This window comes from Corynebacterium sp. (assembly GCF_030538285.1).
In the GTDB taxonomy this organism is placed as follows: Bacteria; Actinomycetota; Actinomycetes; order Mycobacteriales; family Mycobacteriaceae; genus Corynebacterium.
In genome coordinates, this window is sequence record NZ_JAUNUG010000046.1 from 231 (window position 1) to 19,242 (window position 19,012).

Here is a 19,012-nt window from a genome sequence, read left to right on the forward strand (position 1 = left end):
GCATATCCGCTGTACACATGCACAGTGGAAATACTCGTTTGCAGGGGGATCCGGAGATGGGCGTCCGGGCACCGGCTGGGTGGGGACGGTTCGGAGCGGTGCCCGGGCCCGGAGCGCCGAGTGCTCTCACGAGGGATAGTCCCCCGGCGTTGGTGCATATCCGCTGTACACATGCACAGTGGAAATACTCGTTTGCAGGGGGATCCGGACCTTGGCGTCCGGGCACCGGCTGGGTGGGGGCGTCCGAAACCCCTCAGCTCTTACGCAGCAACCCCTGCACCTGCCCACGACCCGACGCCCGCCGGGCCGGCGCGGGGGCCACCGTCGGAGTCGGTTGCTGTTGCCGAGTGGGCGGGCGAACCGATTTCTCTACCCTGCCCTGCGCCTCGGCCAGGGCCTTTTCGAACTCCATCATCCGCTGCGTGGTCCGCTGACGGAACTGGCGTGCAAACTCCTCGAATTCCATTACCAGGCACCTGCCTTTCGAGCGCCCACCGCGGAGCTATCCGAGGTGGCTGGGGGGTTGGGGGACTGGGCGGGGGCTGGCTGGTGGGCGGGCATCGTATCGGTCTTCTTCGGCGGCGGCGGGGGTTCCGGCACGTCCGTTAAGTTCTGCTTCGGCGGCGGCGGGGGTTCGGGCGCGGGTTCCGGGGCAGGTGCTTCGGGTTCAGGGATCTCGGTCGGCAGGGGCAGCTCGAAGTCGGCTAGTGCGTCGATGAGCAGGGCGGCTCCGACCAGCAGAACGCCCAGTCCGACGAGTCCGAGGACTCCGCAGCAGTCCTCACCCGCGGCAGGCGGGCATTCCTCGGCAACCGGCGCCGGTACCGGTTCACACTCGACGGGTGGGCATTCCACTGTGTCCGGTGGGGTGACGGTCTGTGGGGTGGTGGGTGCTTCCACCGGCTCCACGGGCTTCTTCGGTGGAGGAGCGGGCTCAGCTGGTGGAGCGGGAGGCGGCGGAGCAGGTTCCGCAGGCGGGGCGCTTTGTGGTGTGGTCGGTGTCTCCATCGGCGTGGCGGCAGACCCACTAGACCCGCCAGGCCCAGCAGGCCCGCGGTCGACGACGGCGGGTGCGGGCTTGGGGGCGGGTTCTTCGCAGATGGCACGGCCGCGGGTGAGGAACTCGTCGAGGCAGCCGGTGACGGCTGTGTCGCGGTCGTGGCAGAGTTCGAGGATGTTGGTGCCGGCGGCGTCGATAAGCTGTGAACCTGCGGCTATGCACTCGGCGAAGCTGTGCGGGTGCTCGAGCGGGTCGATGCGCGCGAGGAAGGCGCACAGCTGGCTGATCACGGCCTGCAGGGCGGTGAGGATCTCGGTGCAGGCGCTGTCCGAGATGTCGGTGATGTCGGTGAGGGCATCGGCGGCGTCATCGGCGTCGTCGATGAGCTTCTCGGAGGAGCTGCGGTTATCGATCCAGTCGACAGCGGCATCACCCAGGCGCTGGAAAATTTCCCCGAGGGCGACCTCGGCGACCATCTCCAGCGCGGTGCCGACCAGCCCACCACGCATACGGGTGGCGGTGGAGCCGGTGACGGCGGCGCGGGTGTGGGTGGCCAGTTGTTCGGGCTGCAGACCACTGGTGGCGCTCAACGCCTGCGCCACGGCGGCAGGGGCAACGGAAGCACCCCGGTAGTGGCCCCGGGAGGCGCCGATGAGCATGCGTTCCGCGCCGCGGTAGACGTCGATCATGACAGTTCACCGCCGAATTGCTTATCGACATCGCGCAGCACCCGTACCTGCGTTGCTGCCGCGTCGGTGGTGTCGCGGAGGGCGTCGATACGCGAGGTCCCGGCGGCGTGGATGCCGCGCAGCATCTCGGCGATGGCGGCACCCCGGTCAGTGAAATCCCGGCCGCAGGCCGCCGCGGGAAGCGACGGCTCCGACTGGGCGTGCAGTCGCTGTTGCTCCTCGCTGTCGTTGAGTAGATGGGTCAGGGCGGCAAGCGCCGCGGTGTGTTCCAGTTCGATACCGGACATGAAAAATCCCCCTTGCGTGGTCCAGAAAGTGAAGTTCCCACCATCATTGGACTCCGCAAAGGGGCAAAAGGTTCCCGAGATTCCTAAACTGCTGCCACAACAGCCGCCAGACGGCCCGCCACCCGGCGCGCCTGCTCAGTCTCGGCGGCCTCCACCATGACGCGGAACAGCTCCTCAGTGCCGGAGGGTCGCAGCAGCACACGGCCCTTTCCGCCGAGCTCCACCTCGGCTTCCCGCATCGCCGATTGGACCTCTGCGGAGTCCATGATCGCGGCCTTGTTGGCCACCGGCACGTTGATGAGCACCTGCGGCAGCACCTTCATCACCCCCGCCAGATCCTTCAGGGAGGTCCCGGTCTCCGCCATGCGGGCCATGAGCTTTAAGCCCGTCAGCGTGCCGTCGCCCGTGGTGCAGTGCACCGGCAGCACGATGTGACCGGACTGCTCGCCGCCGAGACGGTAGCCGCCGGCGTTGAGCTCCTCGAGGACATAACGGTCGCCGACCTTGGTCTCCAGCATGGTGATGCCCTGCTCCTCCATGGCCAGGCGCAGTCCCAGGTTGGACATGACCGTGGCCACCAGGGTGTTCTTGCGCAGCTCGGACTTCTCCTTCATCGCCACCGCCAGGACAGCCATGATCTGGTCGCCGTCGATGACATTGCCCTCCGCGTCGACGGCGAGGCAGCGGTCGGCGTCACCATCATGCGCCAGGCCCAGGTGGGCGCCATGCTCGACGACTGCCTTCTGCAGCTGATCGATGTGGGTGGAACCACAGTTGTCGTTGATGTTGTAGGCGTTGGGTTTGTTGTGGATGGCCACGACCTCCGCGCCTGCCGCCGCATAGGCCTTCGGGGCGACGACGGAAGCGGCGCCGTTGGCAGCGTCAACAACAACCTTGATGCCGGACAGGTCGATCGGGGACGCCTCTGCCAGGTGCTTGAGGTAGCGGTCCTGCGCGTCCGGGGATTCCTCGATGACACGGCCCACGCCGGTGCCGGTGGGACCATTGTCAGGCAGGGAGGCCATGGCGGTTTCGATCTCATCCTCCACGGAATCGGGCAGCTTGCGGCCCCCGGCGGAGAAGAACTTGATGCCGTTATCGGGCATGGGGTTGTGGGAGGCGGAGATCATCACACCCATGTCCGCACCGTAGTCGTCGGTGAGGAAAGCCACGCCCGGAGTGGGGATGACGCCCACGCGCAGGACGTCGACACCGCGGGACGCCATACCGGCGGCCAGGGCAGCGGCGAGCATCTCGCCGGAGACACGGGGATCACGGCCGACGATCGCGGTCGGGCGCCGCTCACTGGACTGCCGGTGCTTCGTCAGAACATCCGCGGCCGCCGCACCCAGCTGCAGAGCCAGGGAGACAGTGAGGTCCTTGTTCGCCAGGCCGCGAACTCCGTCAGTACCGAAAAGTCGAGTCATGACGGACATTATGCCTGCCGTAGTCCGGAAACGGCGAACGCCGCCCCACCGTGCGGTGGGGCGGCGTCGACAAGCGGAGAAAAAATCAGCGCTTGGAGTACTGCGGGGCACGACGTGCCTTGTGCAGACCAGCCTTCTTACGCTCGACGGCACGAGCGTCACGGGTGAGCAGGCCAGCCTTCTTCAGGGCGGCGCGGTCAGCCGGGTTGTACTGGTTCAGCGCACGGGCGATAGCCAGGCGCAGAGCACCGGACTGGCCGGTCGGGCCGCCACCAGCGATGTTGGCCTTGATGTCGAACTGGCCCTCGCGCTCCAAGAGAGCGAGCGGCTGCATGATGTCCTGCTGGTGCAGCTTGTTCGGGAAGTACTCCTCGATCGGGCGGCCGTTGCAGGTGATCTCACCGGAGCCAGCAACCAGGTGGACGCGGGCGATGGCGCGCTTACGACGACCAACGGTCTGGATCGGGCCGTCCAGCTCGATTGGGGCAGCAACCTCGGCAGCCTCCTCCTCGGAGACCTCCGGGGCGACGGCGTCGCCGATGGTGTAGTTGAACTCCTCGGTGGCGGCGGTGGCGGCGTCGATGTCGCCGGCCTCAGCCACGTTCTGGTCCTCGTTCAGGTTCTCGTTCTGCTCGGTCACTGTGCCACCTGCTTGATCTCGTAGGTCTCGGGCTGCTGGCCGGCGTACGGGTGCTCGGAGCCGGCGAAAACGTGGAGCTTCTTCACGGAAGCGCGGGAGAGCTTGTTGTGCGGCATCATGCCGGTGATAGCTTCCTCGACCACGCGCTCCGGACGGGTGTCCAGAGCCTTGCCCAGGGTCATGGAGCGCAGACCACCCGGGTAGCCGGTGTGGCGGTAGCGCATCTCGCGGTCACGCTTGTTGGAGGACACGTGGACCTTGTCGGCGTTGATGATGACGACGTGGTCGCCGCAGTCAACGTTCGGGGTGTACTGGGGCTTGCCCTTGCCGCGCAGCAGATCCGCTGCGTGGGTGGCGAGACGACCCAGCACCACATCGGTGGCGTCGATGACGTACCACTTACGGGTGATGTCACCGCTCTTCGGGTGGTAAGTAGACACTAATGACTCCTTGAAAGTCTGTCTGGGGACTGCCGGCCATGGGTCCTGCTGGTCGGTGCCTGGCTGTCACACGGCGGCCGGTGGAGACCCGTGTTCAGCGCACACAACTTGTCCAGTGTAAAGGCCAGGTGGATGGAATCCAAAACGCCCGCACCCTCCGGAGAAGGTGCGGGCGTGGATTGTGTGATTGCCTGCCCGGGCTTTCACACGTGAGCAGCCGGGCCAGGGTCCGCGTCTGTCCCCTTATATGGGTCAGGGGCCCGGTGCTGTCAGGCTCAGCCCCAGCTGGCGGCGGCCTGGCGGTTGACGTCGGACATGCGCTCGTTGCCCTGGCTGACGGTGCGGGAGATGGTGGCCAGGATGGTGTTGAGTTCTGCGGCGGAGCGGTCCCACTTGGCCTGTGCCTCGGCGTAGGCGGTGGCAGAGTCACCCTCCCAGGTGGCGACCATGGGCTGGAGCTGGGACTTCAGATCGTCGAGAAGCGCGGTGATGCGCCCGGAGGTGGCGTTGATGTCGCCGGCGGCGGCCTCGATGGCGCCGAACTGGTACTTGATTGCGTCCATTGTGTGTCCTTATTCTGTGAGAGCTCTACAGGGCCAGGCCCTGGCCGCCGACGTTGTTGAAGGCCTGGGTGTTATCGGCCTCCATGGATTCAAATGCGCGGGCGTTATGTCGAATGTTGTCGGAGATGCTGGTCAGGGCTTCGCGGAGTTCGGCGGCGGAGGTGTTCCAGCGCTGCATGAGTCCGTCGAAGGAAACGGCGGCGCTGCCGGCCCAGCTGGCGCGGACACCGTCGACGACGCCCTGCAGGCGGGTCAGTTCGCTCTGTACTTCGTTGTTGGTGGTGTCGACGTGGCCGGCGGTGGCCAGCATCACGTCGGCTTCGGTTCTAAACATCTGGGTCATGGGGTCCCTCCCGAGTGTGAATGGTGCGGCGGGCCGTTACTGGCCCGTCCACCATTGTTGGACTCCGAAAACGGGTGAAAGGTTCCCTCGGAGGGCAAACTATTTTTCTTCTCCCGCATCGGCGCAGGTCAGCGGATGGTCACGGAGTCGAGGACCATGCGGCACGCGGCCTGCTGCGGCAGGGTCGGGGCGCCGCGGGAGTGACATCCGACGGAGATCTGGTGTTCTGATTCGACCCAGGTGTGCCAGGTGACGGTGGATCCGTCGCCGGGTTCCTCGCGGTAGCGGATGACTTCGATGCCGCGTCCGGCGCGTTCCGGGTCGAGGGGGTGGAGGGTCTGGTCGGTGGTGATCATGGAGTGGATCTGGGTTTCGACGGCGTCGGCAGGCACCGAGTAGATGGGGTCGGCGGCCAGCCGGATGCGCAGTTCCGGGTCGGCGCCGGTGGCCAGCAGCAGTCCCTCGCGGTCCTCGAGTTGGAATCCGGTGGGCGCTTCGAAACGGAGTCGTTCATGTTCTAGGACGGCGCGCGGTTCTGGTGTGCTGCTTATCGACGCCGCAGTACTCACCGCAGTACTCGAGGTCGGCGGTGGTGACGGGGTGGTCGGTGTTGCGGTCGCCGCTGGCGCGGCGGATTCCGCGGGGGTGGGTTGGCCGCCGACGACCCACCAGCTCAAGGCCAGGATGGCCACGACGACAACGGCGATGAGCACCGGAAAGGGGCGCAGGGCGGTGTGCAGGCGGTGGCGTCCGGCATCAGCGGTGGGCCGGGTGACGGGCACGTCCTCCACCTCGGGCAGGGGTGTCTCGCGCAGGACTTCGGCCGGGTAGGCGGCGACCCCTTTGTTGAGCAGGGAGCGGGTGAGGACTTCGGTGGTGGGATCATCGGCGTCGATGACCACCTCCACGTCGGGCCAGTTGAGGCTGCACAGTTCCCGGGCCTGGTCCAGGACGGCGGCTAAGGCCCAGCCGTCGATGATGCCGGTGCCGGGGAGGTCGTAGCGGTAGACGGTGTCGGGGCCCTCGAAGATGGTGGCGGTGTCGAGGACAGTGATGGTTAACGTGTCGTGGACGGTGGGGGCGCTCATGGTTGTCTCCTTGAGTCGACGGCGACCTGGCAGACGCCGATGGTCTCCCCGCGGACCTGCCAGGTACCGCGGCCGGGTGGTTGGGTGCGGGGTTTGATGCCGAAGATGGTGCCTTCGTCGCGGTCGGCGTCGAGAAGCACAACAGCGGGTACCTGGTCGCGGACTGCCGCGAGAAACGGTGAGAACAGCGCACGGCCGATGCCGCCGGCCTTGCGGGCGAGGACCAGGTGGAGGCCGATGTCGCGGGAATGCGGGAGCAGGTCCATGAGGCGGGCGAGGTCGTGGTCGGCGACCAGGTCGAGGTCATCGATGACGAGGTAGATCTCCGGGCCCGACCACCAGTCACGGGCCGCCAGCTGCGCGGGAGTGATGTCCGGGCCCGGCAGCCGGGTGTTGCAGGTGGCCAGCACATCGCGGATGGTGTCGGCGGTGGCGGTCGTGGTGGCGGAGTAGGCGGCGAGCATGGCCTCATCGATCGTGCCCAGGTGCGCCCGGCGGTGGTCGATGAGCACCAGGCGGGCGGCGTCGCGCCCGAGATCACAGATTCCCGCCATGACGGTGGCCAGCAGTGTCGACTTGCCGGAACCCTGCCCGCCGATGCACACCAGGTGCGGGCTGGTGGCCGGATCCCAGGTGAGGGTGGCCAGGCGGGGGCCGCCGACGGCCAGCGGGATGCCGGGGGCAGGCTCCAGTTCCGCCAGGGCCACACGCGCGGGCAGGACCTTGAGCGCGGGGACGGGGTCCTCGGTGCAGGCGGTGGCGATGTGGGCGATGTCCTGGTTGGAGCTCTGCGCGATGAGCATCTGCCGGCCCTCCGGGTCCAGGCCCCTTCCGGGGCGGGCGGGGAGCTTTTGCTGTGCCTTCCGGTCAATGAGCGAGTCCATGGCCTCACCGAGTTTGAGTTCGATGCGGTGGGAGATCAGGTCCCGGATCGCCGGGCGCAGCACCGTCCACCGCGGGGTGGACACCACCAGGTGGATGCGTTTCGACGGCCCGTCCGCCGCCAGCGAGGTCAGCGGTTCGATGAGGTCTTCGAAGTCGGCGGCTAAGGCATGCCAGCCATCGACGACGAGGAAGGTGTGGCGCGCTTCCGGTTCGTCGATAAAGCCCGCGACCTCATCGACGATGCGGCGGATCCTTTCGGGATCCCCTCGCCCCGCCACCCCGGCGACATGCGGTAGGCGTTCCAGGGTAGCGAGCTCCCCGCCGAGGTCGATGACGTAGAAGCGTAGCGCGGAGGTGGAATGAGTCGCCGCCAGCGAGGTGACGATGGTGCGCAGTGCCGTCGATTTACCGGATTGCGGGCCCCCACACACCGCGGCGTGCCCGCCCCCGGCGCCCAGATCCAGCGCCAAGGGGTCCTGGCGCTGGTGATAGGGCAGATCGACGATGCCGATCACAGCACCTAGCTCCCCGATGTCATCGGCCACCCCGGCCAGTTCCACCATGGGTGGCAACGGCGGTAGCCACACCTGGTGTGCGGTCTGCCCGCGCGCGGCGGCGGTGGCGCGGGCACGGTCGACGATGGCATGCAGCAGTGTCGTGGATTCATCGACGACGGTGGGCGCGGCGACCTCATCGAACTGCTCCCACCCGGTGAACAGGGCGACGCGGGCCGAACCACCGGGCAGGGCGGTGACATCGCGGCGTTCCAACGGGCCGGAGACGTAGGCGGCCTGGAAACGGGTGAGGCTGTCGGCGTCGTGGCGCAGGTATCCCGCGCCGGGGCGGGCAGGCAGATGATAGGCATCGGTGACGCCGAGGACCTGCCGGGATTCCGCGGCCGAGAAAGTCTTCAGGCCCACACGGTAGGACAGGTGCGAATCAAGGCCGCGCAGCCGCCCCTCCTCCAGGCGCTGTGAGGCCAGCAGGAGATGCACGTGCAGTGAACGCCCGAGGCGGCCCACGGCGACGAAGAGGTCCGCGAAGTCGGGGTGCGCGGCGAGCAGCTCGGAGAACTCGTCGACGACGATGACCAGCGCGGGCAACGGTTTCAGGTCCGCCCCACTGAGGCGGGCGGTGGTGTACTCGGTGACGTTGGAGAGGTTACCGGCTTCCCGCAGCACCTCCTGGCGGCGGTTGAGTTCCCCGGAGATCGCGTCGAACATGCGCTCCACCAGCACCGCTTCATCCGCCAGGTTGGTGATCACCGCCGAGGTGTGCGGCAATCCCTCGCAACCCAGGAAGGTGGCGCCGCCCTTGAAATCGACGAGCACCAGGTTGAGTTCATCGGGGCTGTGCGTCGCCGCGAGGGAGACGACGAGGGTGCGCAACAACTCGGATTTTCCACTACCCGTCGCGCCGATGCACAACCCGTGCGGGCCCATCCCACCGTGGGCGGATTCCTTCAGATCCAGGCGCACCGGCACGCCCTGCTCGGTGGTGCCGATCGGGATGACCAGGCGTTGGCGGCTGAGTTCCCGGCCCGGCCACATCGTCTCCGGGGTGAGCGCGTCGATGTCGGCGACACCGATAAGTGAGAGGAGGTCGCGCCCACCCTCCGCGGTGGCGCCATCGGGGCGCCGGAAGCGGGTGAGCGCGCGGGCCAGGATGAGGGCTTCTTCCGGCCGCATCCGGTCGGCGTCACCGAGCTTCTCGACGCCGGCCGCCGTGTGCGCCAACAGCTCCCCATCGGCAGATAAGGCCAGTCCCTCCTGTTCGGCGCGCATTCCTAGTGCGGTGGTGGCCCGGGAGCCGACGTCGATGATGGTGGTCCACGTCGGGTCGTCGATATAGGGCTCGGTGCCGGTGGTGGTGACGTGGTCGACGATGAGGATGCGGTGGCGGGCACCTGCCGGGTGGCGGGTGTGCGGCAGCCACTTCAGCCACTCCCACTCGCGTCCACCCGCGCTGATCGCCTCCACCGCGACGGTCTCCGGACCGTGGGCGACCACCAGTTGGGCGATGATCGCGCGGGCCAGGTCCTGCGCGCCGGGGCCGGCGATCCCCAGGAAGCGAAACGCCTGCAGCTGCACCGCCACCGGCATCGCCGGGCACACGCCGACCGCCTGTACGGTGCGGCGCAAGCTGACGGCGCACACCGGGTCCAGGTCTTCCGGGGCCCCGGAGTCCGGGACCTGCACCGGGGTGCACAAGGCGGTGTCGCCGACGCCGAGGCGGACCTCCAGGGCGTCAGCATCATCGGGGCCGCGTTCCCACAGGCGGCGGCCCTCGACCCAGGTCCACAGGTCGGCGGGGGCCGGGTGGCGGTGGAATTCATGCGCCCGCTGGCGGCGGGCATTGGCCAGGGCCTTTTCCCGCAGAGCCCCGAGGTGGCGGAGGTAGGTGCGGCGGGTGTCGTCGACGTCCTCGCCCTGCTGCGGGGCAAACATCATGAGCATCGACATGCCCATCATTAACGGGAAAAGTAATATCATAGGGTTCGCGCCTGCCCCGCCGAGCACCATGAGTGCCACCATGGCGAGCATGCCCGCCACCATGACCAGCGGCATGAGGATGCGCAGCAGGGGCACCTGCCCCGGGCGGGGGGCCGGCGGGACCGGCTCAGCGCTGAGGGAACCCTGCGGCAGTGGTGGCGCGGGTTCGCGTTCGGCGGTGCTCAGTGGTTCCACCACGTGGTGGATGCGTTGTGCGGCCAGCAGGGACACGTCGGCCATGGTTACCCCCCTTGTTTCCCGCCGGTCACCCCAACCGGCGTCAGTCTCCCGTCATGCTAGAACACCTCCGGTGGTCGCGCTCGGTGGCCGTCTCCGGTGGACAGCCCCACCCGCACAGGCCACAATGCGGTAGCAGATGCGGGCTGCACAGGGGGTGTGCCCGCCGCAGTCCCACGGGAGGGGGAGAAATCTGATGTCCATCGATCATGTGCTGCGTGTCACCGTCCGTTTCCAGGTGGGTGTCTATCAGCGGGATGCCGATGTGGCCCTGCCTGCGGGGTCCACGCTGGCGGAGGTCATCCCGGAGATTGTCTCGTTGATCGGTGCGCCGCGGATTTCCCGCCCGTGGTTGTCCACCACGGCTGCCGGGACGCCCCTGGATCCGGCGGTGCCTCTGCATCAGACGGGGTTGGAGGATGGGGCGGTGATCGTGTGCACCCCGCGCCATGCGGGTGCGTTGCCGGTGCTTCGCGACGCCGCCGAGGCCCTCGCCGAGACCGGCTCCCCCACCACCGCCCAGGGCCTCGCCGCCGCTGGCACGATTGCCGGGTCGCTGGCCGTGCTCTTCATCGCCAGCGCGCATCTTCCCTGGTCACAGGCATTGGCGCTGGCTACCGGGGCGGTGGGCGCGGTGGTGGTTGCCAACCGGCAGGTCCGCGGCCTGGCCGTGCCGGTTCTGTGGGGCGCGGGGGCTGCGGCGGCGGCGACAGTGTTGGAGTCCGCCCGCCCCGCGGAGCTCACCGAGCCCGCCACGCTGGGGCTGGCGGCGCTGGCGGCGTGTGGTACCAGCGCCGCAGCGCTCCTGCTCCTGGTGGTGTTGCGCGGGATCGGCGAGCGGGCGAGCGCCGCGGCGGCCACCCTCCTCGCGGCCGCGGGAATCGCCGCGCTCGGGGCTTTTGTGCCCTCGCATGTGGCGGATCCGGGGTTGGCGGCTGCCGCCCTGGTGGTGGCTGCCGGGGTGGTGTTCATCGCCCAGGTCCCCACGTTGGCCACCCGCGCCGCTGGTCTGAAAGTTCCCCGCCTACCCACCGCGGGGCAGGATCTGCAGGTCACGGACGGCACTCCCGCGGATATTGGTACCCGCGCCCACCGCGCCCGGCATTTCCACGCGGGGGCGGCTATCGGCGCGGCCGGGGCGATGATCCCGGCGGTGGCGGTCATCGGCAGCCACGGGGGCGGTTTCGCACAGGGACTGTGCGTGGCGACAGCCGGTGCCGTCGTCCTCCACGCAGCACGCCACCGGCAGGCCGTTGCCGCGTGGTCGTGGATGTCGGTGGGCCTGGCAGCATGCATCGCCGCAGCGGTGGCGGCCGCCCACCCCGCGCAGTGGGTGCTGGCTTCCGCGTTGGCGGCCGCTGCGCTCACCGCCCCGTTGTGGGCGGCGCGCGTGCCGGAACTGGAACCCACCGCCGTGGTGTGGTGGGAGCGCGCCGAATCCCTCGCCTTAGCTGCGACCCTGCCCCTCGCGGCGCACCTGGCCGGGCTGTTCGTACTGATCAGGGGCTTAGGATGAGGGCGCTTCTTCTCAGCGCGGCGCTGCTCATCCTCGCCACCCCACCGGCACAGGCCCAGGACATCGCATGTGTGCGCCCGCTGGAGGCCACCGCACCGGACAGCCCGCACCGGCCTTATGAGCAGCTGGCCCGCGGCGAAGGGGTGGCGGTGGCAGTCATCGACACCGGCATCAACCCCCACCCGCACCTCGGGGAGGTGGAGCCGGTGGCGGACCTGGTCACCCCGCACACCCCGGATCCACACCTGGATTGTGATGGCCACGGCACGATCGTCGCGGGCGTCATCCGCGATATCGCCCCCGGCGCGCGAATGATGAGTATCCGCCAGTCCAGCGCCCATTACCGGGAGCAGTCCGGCGGCACCCTGGAGACACTCACCCACGGCATCCACGCCGCCCTCGATGCGGGTGCCCGGGTGATCAACGTCTCCGTCGTCTCCTGCCTCGACCCGTCATTGCTTCTCGACGCCCGCCTCCTCCACGACGCCCTCCACCGCGCGGAGGCCGAGGACGCCGTCATCGTCGCCGCCGCCGGCAACGCCGGCGGACCCTGCCAGCCCGGCATGGCGGTGTACCCGGCGCAGGAGGAGACGGTGCTGGCGGTCAGCGCGCTCCACCACGGGGATCCGCACGCCCTGGCGGATTATGTCCTGCCCGGCGGGGAGCTCGCCGCCACCGGCAGCGTCCCCGTCGCCCCGGCCCCGCACGGGCACGGCTGGGCGCGTGGCACGGTCAACGCCCATGGGCAGGAGGCCGCCTTCGAGGGCACCAGCTTTGCCGCCCCGCAGGTAGCGGGGGTGGCGGCGTTGCTCATTGAACGTCATCCTCACGCCTCGGCCGCCGAGATCCGCACTCTCATCCACCAGGCGGCCGAACCCGGGCACGGGGTCGTCGACCCACACACCACCCTCAGCCACGTCAGCGGTCACTACGAGGTGATGGGGCGGGAGGTGAGCGTCGATAAGCAGGAAAAACCAGAAACCACAACCGGGCGTACCGCCCGGACGGTGCTGCTGGCGGCCGCCGGGGCCGCGCTGCTTATCGCACTAAGCCGAGCTGGGTGGCGTAGGGCGTGAGGAAATCGAGCGACCCGGCGCGCCACGCGCCGTAGCCGATACCTAGAAACACCACCCAGATCATCACGATGAGCATGATCACCAGCATCACCCGCACCGATTGGCGCTGGCGGTGGAACCACTCGAAGAAGCGGTCGTACAGGCGCACGCCCCTGATCAGCAGATTCTTCGCCCACCGCTGCTCCAGGGACAGGATGCCCACCCCGATAAACGTGGTCAGCCAGCCCTGCCCGGGCAAGGGGATGGTGATCAGACCGATGATGACCACGGTCCACCCCAGCGTCAGGGTGAGCGGACGCACCATGAAGCCGTACTTGCCCTCCTTGGCGCTGGCGTGGGTGTCCTCGATGCGCTCAATGCGCTCGGAGACCATCTGTCTCATCGACGGCATAAAGATTCAACGGAGTAGCGCCTGCGAAAGTTCCCCCTAGTAGGCGGCCTGGAGAGCGGCCGCCTGGCTCAGCTCCGGGCCCTCCGGCAAAAGGCGCACCACCGGCCACGGCGCCGATAAAGGGGCAGGCAGCCCCAGGGCCTCCAGGTCCGCCCGCGTCGGCACGGTATGCCGCAGGCCCGTGACATCCACCACGTGGTGGCCGTGCCCGGTATCCACCGCCACGGCCGCCGGCAGGGTCGACAGGAACTCATCGGCCACCCCGTTCCCGGACAGCCGCACCGGCGCGGTGTCACTGTGCAGGGTGGTCACCTGAGTGTCGGTGGAACACACCGTGACTTCCGCCGGGTCCAACAACTGCGGGGCGAGCGGCGGCAAGGTCATCGGCAGCGACGCATCCGGGTAGCCGGCCAGCTCCTCGCGCGCTATCGAACGCCACGGCACCCCGGCATCAGCCAGGATCTCCGCCTGGATTTCACGCAGCGGGGCCACCCCCTCCGGCAGCAACGCCCACTGCCCGGCACCCGTGTCGAGGATCTCCTCGGGCAGGTGCTCCGGCAGCCGGTAGGGATCACGCTCCGCGATCGTGGTGAGCACCGCCTCCGGCGGCTCCCACCGTGGGCTCGCCGCCGTAATACCCAGCGCGCGGCGCAGGATCCGCCCCTCCGGGGTGTGCTCGCCCGGTAATTCGTGGCGCCCGGCCGCAGTGAGCATCCATTCCCGCCCACCACCGACGGCCAGCACCCCACGGTGCCCACCCAGCGGATTCGTGTGCTCCCCCACCGCCACCGTCACCGTGTCGGTGGTGGCGCACGCCGACCACGCCGCCTCCACCACGGTCGCCTGCCCAGCAAGGACCAACGGCGCCGGATGGATCCCCACCGGTACCCCGCGCTCCATGTCCGCGAGCACGCTCGCCCCAACCCGGGCCGGTTCCTCCGCACCCCCGGCGATCAGACGCGCGGAAGCGAGGTTGGCCACGGGGTGGAGGTGCGCGTCGACAGCGACGAACAACGCCCCGTCCGCGGTCTGCAGGATCGGGGCCTCCCCCGGGTCGGGGGCTGGCCGCAACCAGGCCATGAGCCCTGCCCCGACGCTGATCATCACCACCGCCACCACCCCGAAAGTCAGCGCGCGGGAACGCGTTGCCAAAGGATCATGAATCATCCGGATATCGCCCAGCACCAGGCCATGTTCCACACGGCGGCGCAGGAAACGGTGGCCCGACACCTGCGCGCGGGTGGTCGGCATCAACGTCGATGTCACATCATCTCCCCCTCAAGATGACCCCCACACCCCGACCCCCGGGGTGCATCTACGGCGACAGCCTAAGGCCGGGTGGCCGGGATCTCAACCGGAGGCTCATCCAAGGCCGGATTGCCGGGGGCATCCACGGGGGAGCCCTCCTCCATGTCCGGCTTGGAGGGGCGGTGGAAATCGGGGTTGCCCTCTTCGTCGAGAGGCAGCGGGGGCAACTCCTCCGGGGAATTGCCCGGCGCCCGCATCTGCAGCAGTTCCTCGTCCGTAAACTCCTGGTTCACGGCGAAAATGGCGACATTGTCCTCCCGGTACACGGGCGTGACACCCGGGGTTTCCCACAAGCCGTCGACCATTTCCAGACGTGGCTCCTGGAAAGCCCAGAAGCTCCACGGGGAGAGGAAGTAGTATTTCACGCCCATCCGCTGAGCGGCCTTGTCCACGTTGTTCTCCTGCTCCGGATCGCCGTGGTTGCCCACACCGATGAGGTTCGGGTGCCAGTAGAGCAGGTCGGTGTCGGAGGTCCGGTGGACGTGCGGCCACAGGTAGTGGCGCATGACAGAGGGCAGCCCGTTGTAGGCGTACATCCAGCCGTGTCCGTCGGCAGGCTCACCGTAGATGGTGCCCTCATAGGCGCCGGGCTGTTCAGCCAGCCAGTCGAATGCACGGATATCGGCCTCCGAGACCATCCGCTGATCGTGGCGCGGCGCATTGATCGAGGTCTCCGCCCCCTCCAGCACGCTGTCTCGGGTGGCCCACAGGGTGGTGCCCCACCCGGCGCCGACCGCCAGGATGACGGACACGGCGAGCGAGACCCGCCCCCACGTGTTGTCCCGGGAAGCGGCCAGCGGGGCCAGGGAGATGAGACGGATGATCACGGCCACACCGACCGCCGCCGCGGCGAAGACGAACAGGGCGACGGGCATGACCAGGCGGTGCGCGGTGGCGTAGTGCAGGTTGCCCACGATCGCCAGCCACTCGCCCCAGACGTTGTCGAAGGGCAGCAGCGCGTTCGCGGTCATCGCCGCGGAGAGGAACCACACCACAGGTGCCCACAGGTTGCGGCGCCACAGCAGTAGCGCGACAGCCCCGATACCGGCCAGCCACAGCAGCAGCGTCTGGTTCAACTCCGGGAAGAAGTCGATGTGGCGGGTCTGCATGAGCAGCGCCTTCTCCCACGATTCACCGCGGGTGACATCTTCCAGCGCCTGCCAGTTGGACACCTCCTCCGTGGCTTCCGAGCCGCTAAGCAACTGGGGCAGCAGGATGCCCACGCCGAGGACACCGGCCAGCGCCAGCCAACCGACGTCCTTGAGCCGGACAAGAACTGCCTCACGGCGGGTGCCGGGGCGTCGTGAAGGCGCCCACACCAGGTGCAGCAGCCACCACGCGGCAAGTGCGAGGACGACGACCGTCACCGGCGCCGGGTGCATCTGCACCAGGCCGGTGAGCGCCAGCATCGCCGCCAGCGCCGCGATCGGGCGATAGGGCACGTGCATGAGCATCGCGATGACCACGCCGGAAGCGGCCATCGACGCCAGGTACGGCCACATGCCGGTGTAGGTGCCGATCCACATGAGCACCGGCGAGGCGAACACCGCGATACCGCCGATCGCGGCCGCGATCTGGGCGGTGAGCCCGACGCGTCCGATCATCTTCCACGCCAGCATCGCCACCGTCAGGGGCAGGAGCATGCCCGGCAGCACAACGCTGGTGAGGTTGATGGCCTCGATGGCGCTGATGTTCGCGGCCTCCCCCGCCAGACCGGCCCCGATATGCCAGGCGGAGGGGTAGTAGAGGTCATTGCCTGTTTCAATATGGCGCAGTTCGCCCATGCGGGTCGGATCGCCGATCCCGGCGTCCATGAACCACCGCACCATCGACGCATGCCAGTGCACATCCCAGCCTTGCACGATGTTGCCCAGGCCATGGGGGACGTCCTCGAAAAAGCGCAGCCCATGGTGGATGAACAACCACATGCCGGTGATGACACCGGTACCAGGCAAGATCCACGCCGGGTCGAGGATGGTGCCCTGGCGATCCTGCCACCAACGATGCTTGGCGACGTCGCCCTCCGCCGCGTCCCGCCGTCGGGCCACAAGCCAGAAACCGCCACGCCACAGGGCTGCCAGGAGGGCGGCGAGCAGCCAGAAGATGGCGAAGGACAACCAGTCGAAGCGGATGTCCATCTGCCCGAGGACCCATCCCGCCAAGCCGTAGAGGCCGAAGGTGACGGGTATGGATCCGGCGAGTGCCCACGGCAGGCGCAGCCCGGAAATCCAGCCGAGTCCGGCCCCGGGCACGGTGAACACCAGCGCGGCGATGAGCACCAGTGTCGTTGTTTCCACCCCGGGGCACCTTTCTTTTTCTCAGCTTCTGTCAAACAATCCCATACTCTACAACCCTCGGGTTGGAAAGCGTCACAGGCTGCGCCGGTCGCGGGTGATATCCGCCCGGGCGGCCAACTCCCCCGGCTCCGGGTAGTCCACGCCCGTCAGGCTCAACCCCTTCGCCGGGGCCAGTGGGATAAGCGGGGAACGTTGAGTTTCGGAGAGCAGCTGACCGGGTAACGATGCTTCTCGACGCCCCTCCCCCACCGCCAGACACGTCCCCACCAGGGAGCGCACCATGTTCCAGCAAAAAGCGTCGGCCGTGACGTGCGCCTCGTAGGTTTGAGGTTCCGTGCGGGTGGACACATCGTGCCAGGTGAAGGACTGCAACTCACGGATGGTGGTGGCGTGCTCACGTGGTTTACAGAAGGCGGCGAAATCATGCAGGCCCACGAGCACGTCGGCGGCGGCCTGCATATCGGCGAGGGCGACCGGTTTGATCCAGTGCGCGGTGTCCCGGTTACGGGTGGGTAGCGGGCCGCGCGGGTGGGTACTCACCCGGTAGACGTAGTGGCGGCGCAGGGCGGAGAAGCGGGCGTCGAAGCCTTCCGGCGCGGACGTGACGGCGTGGACCCGGACGTCCTCCGGCAGCAGTCTGGCCAGGCGGCGCACCAGGCGGGACGGATCGCCATCAATGGTGCGCTGCTGCAAACTGTCCGGCGGCACATCAAGGTGGGCGACTTGCCAGGCGGCGTGGACACCGGCGTCGGTGCGGCCGGCGACGGTGAGGTGGGCGTTGATGCGCAGAATCAGCGACAGGGCGTCCTCGAGGACGCCCTGCACGGTGCGCAGCCCGGGCTGCTTCTGTCGCGCCCAGCCGTGAAAATCGGTGCCGTCATAGGCCAGGTCGAGGCGCAGGCGCAGGTGCTCATCACTCATGATCACCACAGCCTACCGCCCTATTTCCGGGTACCGACCCCCAGCACCCGGTAGATCGGGCAGAAGCCCACGGCCGCAGTGAGAGCCATGATGGCGGCCACCACGAACAAGACGATGCGCAGCGGTCCAGAGACCAGGAAAGCGACGATCAGGGCAACGACAGCGATGACACCGCGGATAGCGCGGTCAGCGGAAGACTCGTTCGGTTTCATGCTTCTCACGCTACGCCCGCCCCAGAGATACGGCCAGGGGTATCCGGTGTGATTCGTGACGCGGGAGGCGACCGGGCTGGCGCTCCTCCCCTGGCGTTTATGCATTTCCGCTGTACTTATGCATGGCGATTATCATCAAACGCAGGGGGAACGCAGGGGCGCGGACTCCTCCCATGACGTTTGTGCATATCTGCTGTACTTAAGCATGGCGAATATCGTCAAACGCAGGGCGAACGCAGTGCCGGCGCACCAGAAAAAAGCGACCGCCCCACTCCCGGTGACGAGAATGGGGCGGTGCGAGAGAGAGAAGTTACTTCTCCTCGGTCTCCTCAGCCTTGGCCTCAGCCTCGGCCTCGGCGACGGAGTCGTCCTGGGTCGGAGCCTCAGCGGCAACGTCGCCCTCGGCCGGCTCGGCCGGGTCGGCGGCGGTGTCCTCGGCGTTGACCTCGACGTTGTCCTCGTTGGTCTCCTCGGCCGGAGCCTCGGAAGCCTCAGACTCAGTCTCCTCGGCAGCCTTCTTGGAGGCGGCGGCGCGGGTGGCACGGGTGGCCTCGGCGCTGACGGTCTCCTCGAGGACGAGGGAGATCTGGGACATCGGGGCGTTGTCGCCGGCGCGGTTCTCCAGCTTGATGATGCGGGTGTAACCACCCTGACGGTTCTCGAACTTCGGGGCCAGCTCGTTGAAGAGGTAGGCGACGACGTCCTTCTGCGGCATCTCAGCCAGCACCTGGCGGCGGGCGGCGACGGAGCCGTCCTTGGCCTTGGTGATCAGCTTCTCGGCGAACGGACGCAGGGCCTTGGCCTTGGCGTCGGTGGTCTTGATTGCGCCGTGCTCGAACAGCGAGGCAGCCAGGTTAGAGAGGATCTTCTTCTGGTTGCTCGCGGAGCCGCCGAGACGGGCGCCCTTCTTAGGGGTAGGCATTGTGGTACTCCTCGGGTACGTGTGTGGTGAGCGCGTGGGCTGCGTCGGGGACGCGGCCCTGGGGGTGTGCTACTCGGAATCCTCGGCTGCGTCGTTGTCGACGAAGTCGCCGGTCTCAGCGTCGTAGCCCTCGATGGTGGTCGGATCGAAATCCTCCGGGGCGTCCTTCAGGGTCAGGCCCAGGCCGGCGAGCTTGATCTTCACCTCGTTGATGGACTTCTGTCCGAAGTTGCGGATGTCCAGCAGGTCCGATTCGGTGCACTCTGCGAGCTCACCGA

At 68.1% G+C, this 19,012-nt stretch carries 19 protein-coding genes; 2 read left to right on the top strand and 17 right to left on the bottom strand.

Features of this window, described 5'->3' with window-relative positions; genetic code table 11:
• Nucleotides 1-253: 253 nt before the first annotated feature.
• The 10 genes from Q4G50_RS12345 to eccCa all read right to left on the bottom strand — a co-directional run bounded on the left by Q4G50_RS12345 (nucleotide 254) and on the right by eccCa (nucleotide 10,094).
• Nucleotides 254-466 carry a hypothetical protein gene (locus Q4G50_RS12345; RefSeq protein WP_303377951.1) on the bottom strand — a complete coding sequence of 71 codons (213 nt, stop codon included), beginning with the start codon at nucleotides 464-466 and terminating at the stop codon, nucleotides 254-256.
• Nucleotides 466-1,689, bottom strand: a complete 1,224-nt coding sequence (locus tag Q4G50_RS12350) for a hypothetical protein (protein ID WP_303377952.1) — start codon at nucleotides 1,687-1,689, stop codon at nucleotides 466-468. Before Q4G50_RS12350 ends, Q4G50_RS12345 begins: the two co-directional genes overlap by 1 nt.
• Nucleotides 1,686-1,976, bottom strand: a complete 291-nt coding sequence (locus tag Q4G50_RS12355) for a hypothetical protein (RefSeq protein ID WP_303377953.1) — start codon at nucleotides 1,974-1,976, stop codon at nucleotides 1,686-1,688. The genes Q4G50_RS12350 and Q4G50_RS12355 overlap by 4 nt, the downstream gene beginning before the upstream one ends.
• 83 nt (nucleotides 1,977-2,059) lie before the next feature.
• A complete protein-coding gene (glmM, locus tag Q4G50_RS12360) occupies nucleotides 2,060-3,403 on the bottom strand; it encodes a phosphoglucosamine mutase (RefSeq protein ID WP_303377954.1) in 1,344 nt (447 codons plus the stop codon).
• Nucleotides 3,404-3,488: 85 nt separating this feature from the next.
• Nucleotides 3,489-4,043, bottom strand: a complete 555-nt coding sequence (rpsI, locus tag Q4G50_RS12365) for a 30S ribosomal protein S9 (protein WP_303377955.1) — start codon at nucleotides 4,041-4,043, stop codon at nucleotides 3,489-3,491.
• Nucleotides 4,040-4,483 (bottom strand): 50S ribosomal protein L13, encoded by a 444-nt coding sequence (gene rplM, locus Q4G50_RS12370; protein WP_303377956.1) that lies wholly within the window; start codon nucleotides 4,481-4,483, stop codon nucleotides 4,040-4,042. The genes rpsI and rplM overlap by 4 nt, the downstream gene beginning before the upstream one ends.
• Nucleotides 4,484-4,758: 275 nt before the next feature.
• Complete coding sequence (locus tag Q4G50_RS12375; protein WP_303377957.1) at nucleotides 4,759-5,046, bottom strand: WXG100 family type VII secretion target; 288 nt, start codon at nucleotides 5,044-5,046, stop codon at nucleotides 4,759-4,761.
• Between the two features lie 25 nt (nucleotides 5,047-5,071).
• Complete coding sequence (locus Q4G50_RS12380; RefSeq protein ID WP_303377958.1) at nucleotides 5,072-5,389, bottom strand: WXG100 family type VII secretion target; 318 nt, start codon at nucleotides 5,387-5,389, stop codon at nucleotides 5,072-5,074.
• A gap of 128 nt (nucleotides 5,390-5,517) precedes the next feature.
• Nucleotides 5,518-6,477: a type VII secretion-associated protein gene (locus Q4G50_RS12385; protein WP_303377959.1), complete on the bottom strand. Its 960-nt coding sequence runs from the start codon at nucleotides 6,475-6,477 to the stop codon at nucleotides 5,518-5,520.
• Nucleotides 6,474-10,094 carry a type VII secretion protein EccCa gene (eccCa, locus tag Q4G50_RS12390; RefSeq protein WP_303377960.1) on the bottom strand — a complete coding sequence of 1,207 codons (3,621 nt, stop codon included), beginning with the start codon at nucleotides 10,092-10,094 and terminating at the stop codon, nucleotides 6,474-6,476. The genes Q4G50_RS12385 and eccCa overlap by 4 nt, the downstream gene beginning before the upstream one ends.
• Before the next feature lie 193 nt (nucleotides 10,095-10,287).
• Here eccCa and eccD point away from each other — a divergent pair, with 193 nt between their 5' ends.
• Nucleotides 10,288-11,607 carry a type VII secretion integral membrane protein EccD gene (gene eccD / locus Q4G50_RS12395; protein ID WP_303377961.1) on the top strand — a complete coding sequence of 440 codons (1,320 nt, stop codon included), beginning with the start codon at nucleotides 10,288-10,290 and terminating at the stop codon, nucleotides 11,605-11,607.
• Nucleotides 11,604-12,683, top strand: a complete 1,080-nt coding sequence (locus tag Q4G50_RS12400) for a S8 family serine peptidase (protein ID WP_303377962.1) — start codon at nucleotides 11,604-11,606, stop codon at nucleotides 12,681-12,683. The genes eccD and Q4G50_RS12400 overlap by 4 nt, the downstream gene beginning before the upstream one ends.
• Here the strand turns inward: Q4G50_RS12400 and Q4G50_RS12405 are convergent.
• The 7 genes from Q4G50_RS12405 to Q4G50_RS12435 form a co-directional block, all read right to left on the bottom strand.
• On the bottom strand, nucleotides 12,646-13,074 hold the full coding sequence (locus tag Q4G50_RS12405; protein ID WP_303377963.1) for a TIGR02611 family protein: 429 nt from the start codon (nucleotides 13,072-13,074) through the stop codon (nucleotides 12,646-12,648). The two genes, Q4G50_RS12400 and Q4G50_RS12405, sit on opposite strands and share 38 nt — an antisense overlap.
• Nucleotides 13,075-13,110: 36 nt before the next feature.
• Complete coding sequence (gene eccB / locus Q4G50_RS12410; protein WP_303377964.1) at nucleotides 13,111-14,340, bottom strand: type VII secretion protein EccB; 1,230 nt, start codon at nucleotides 14,338-14,340, stop codon at nucleotides 13,111-13,113.
• Nucleotides 14,341-14,402: 62 nt separating this feature from the next.
• Complete coding sequence (locus Q4G50_RS12415; RefSeq protein WP_303377965.1) at nucleotides 14,403-16,679, bottom strand: DUF6541 family protein; 2,277 nt, start codon at nucleotides 16,677-16,679, stop codon at nucleotides 14,403-14,405.
• A gap of 72 nt (nucleotides 16,680-16,751) precedes the next feature.
• Nucleotides 16,752-17,600 carry a tRNA pseudouridine(38-40) synthase TruA gene (gene truA / locus Q4G50_RS12420; protein WP_303377966.1) on the bottom strand — a complete coding sequence of 283 codons (849 nt, stop codon included), beginning with the start codon at nucleotides 17,598-17,600 and terminating at the stop codon, nucleotides 16,752-16,754.
• 20 nt (nucleotides 17,601-17,620) lie between these two features.
• A complete protein-coding gene (locus tag Q4G50_RS12425; RefSeq protein ID WP_303377967.1) occupies nucleotides 17,621-17,812 on the bottom strand; it encodes a DUF2892 domain-containing protein in 192 nt (63 codons plus the stop codon).
• A 310-nt stretch (nucleotides 17,813-18,122) separates the two neighbouring features.
• Nucleotides 18,123-18,734, bottom strand: coding sequence for a 50S ribosomal protein L17 (rplQ, locus tag Q4G50_RS12430; RefSeq protein ID WP_303377968.1), 612 nt, complete (start codon nucleotides 18,732-18,734; stop codon nucleotides 18,123-18,125).
• Nucleotides 18,735-18,803: 69 nt separating this feature from the next.
• Nucleotides 18,804-19,012, bottom strand: a 209-nt coding sequence (locus tag Q4G50_RS12435) for a DNA-directed RNA polymerase subunit alpha C-terminal domain-containing protein (protein ID WP_303377969.1), incomplete at its 5' end; no start/stop codon positions are given.

Coding starts and splice junctions, on each gene's coding strand:
- Q4G50_RS12345 (WP_303377951.1), bottom strand. CDS start 466: ATGGAATTCGAGGAGTTTGCACGCCAGTTCCGTCAGCGGACCACGCAG.
- Q4G50_RS12350 (WP_303377952.1), bottom strand. CDS start 1,689: ATGATCGACGTCTACCGCGGCGCGGAACGCATGCTCATCGGCGCCTCC.
- Q4G50_RS12355 (WP_303377953.1), bottom strand. CDS start 1,976: ATGTCCGGTATCGAACTGGAACACACCGCGGCGCTTGCCGCCCTGACC.
- glmM (WP_303377954.1), bottom strand. CDS start 3,403: ATGACTCGACTTTTCGGTACTGACGGAGTTCGCGGCCTGGCGAACAAG.
- Q4G50_RS12375 (WP_303377957.1), bottom strand. CDS start 5,046: ATGGACGCAATCAAGTACCAGTTCGGCGCCATCGAGGCCGCCGCCGGC.
- Q4G50_RS12380 (WP_303377958.1), bottom strand. CDS start 5,389: ATGACCCAGATGTTTAGAACCGAAGCCGACGTGATGCTGGCCACCGCC.
- Q4G50_RS12385 (WP_303377959.1), bottom strand. CDS start 6,477: ATGAGCGCCCCCACCGTCCACGACACGTTAACCATCACTGTCCTCGAC.
- eccCa (WP_303377960.1), bottom strand. CDS start 10,094: ATGGCCGACGTGTCCCTGCTGGCCGCACAACGCATCCACCACGTGGTG.
- eccD (WP_303377961.1), top strand. CDS start 10,288: ATGTCCATCGATCATGTGCTGCGTGTCACCGTCCGTTTCCAGGTGGGT.
- Q4G50_RS12400 (WP_303377962.1), top strand. CDS start 11,604: ATGAGGGCGCTTCTTCTCAGCGCGGCGCTGCTCATCCTCGCCACCCCA.
- Q4G50_RS12405 (WP_303377963.1), bottom strand. CDS start 13,074: ATGCCGTCGATGAGACAGATGGTCTCCGAGCGCATTGAGCGCATCGAG.
- truA (WP_303377966.1), bottom strand. CDS start 17,600: ATGAGTGATGAGCACCTGCGCCTGCGCCTCGACCTGGCCTATGACGGC.
- Q4G50_RS12425 (WP_303377967.1), bottom strand. CDS start 17,812: ATGAAACCGAACGAGTCTTCCGCTGACCGCGCTATCCGCGGTGTCATC.
- rplQ (WP_303377968.1), bottom strand. CDS start 18,734: ATGCCTACCCCTAAGAAGGGCGCCCGTCTCGGCGGCTCCGCGAGCAAC.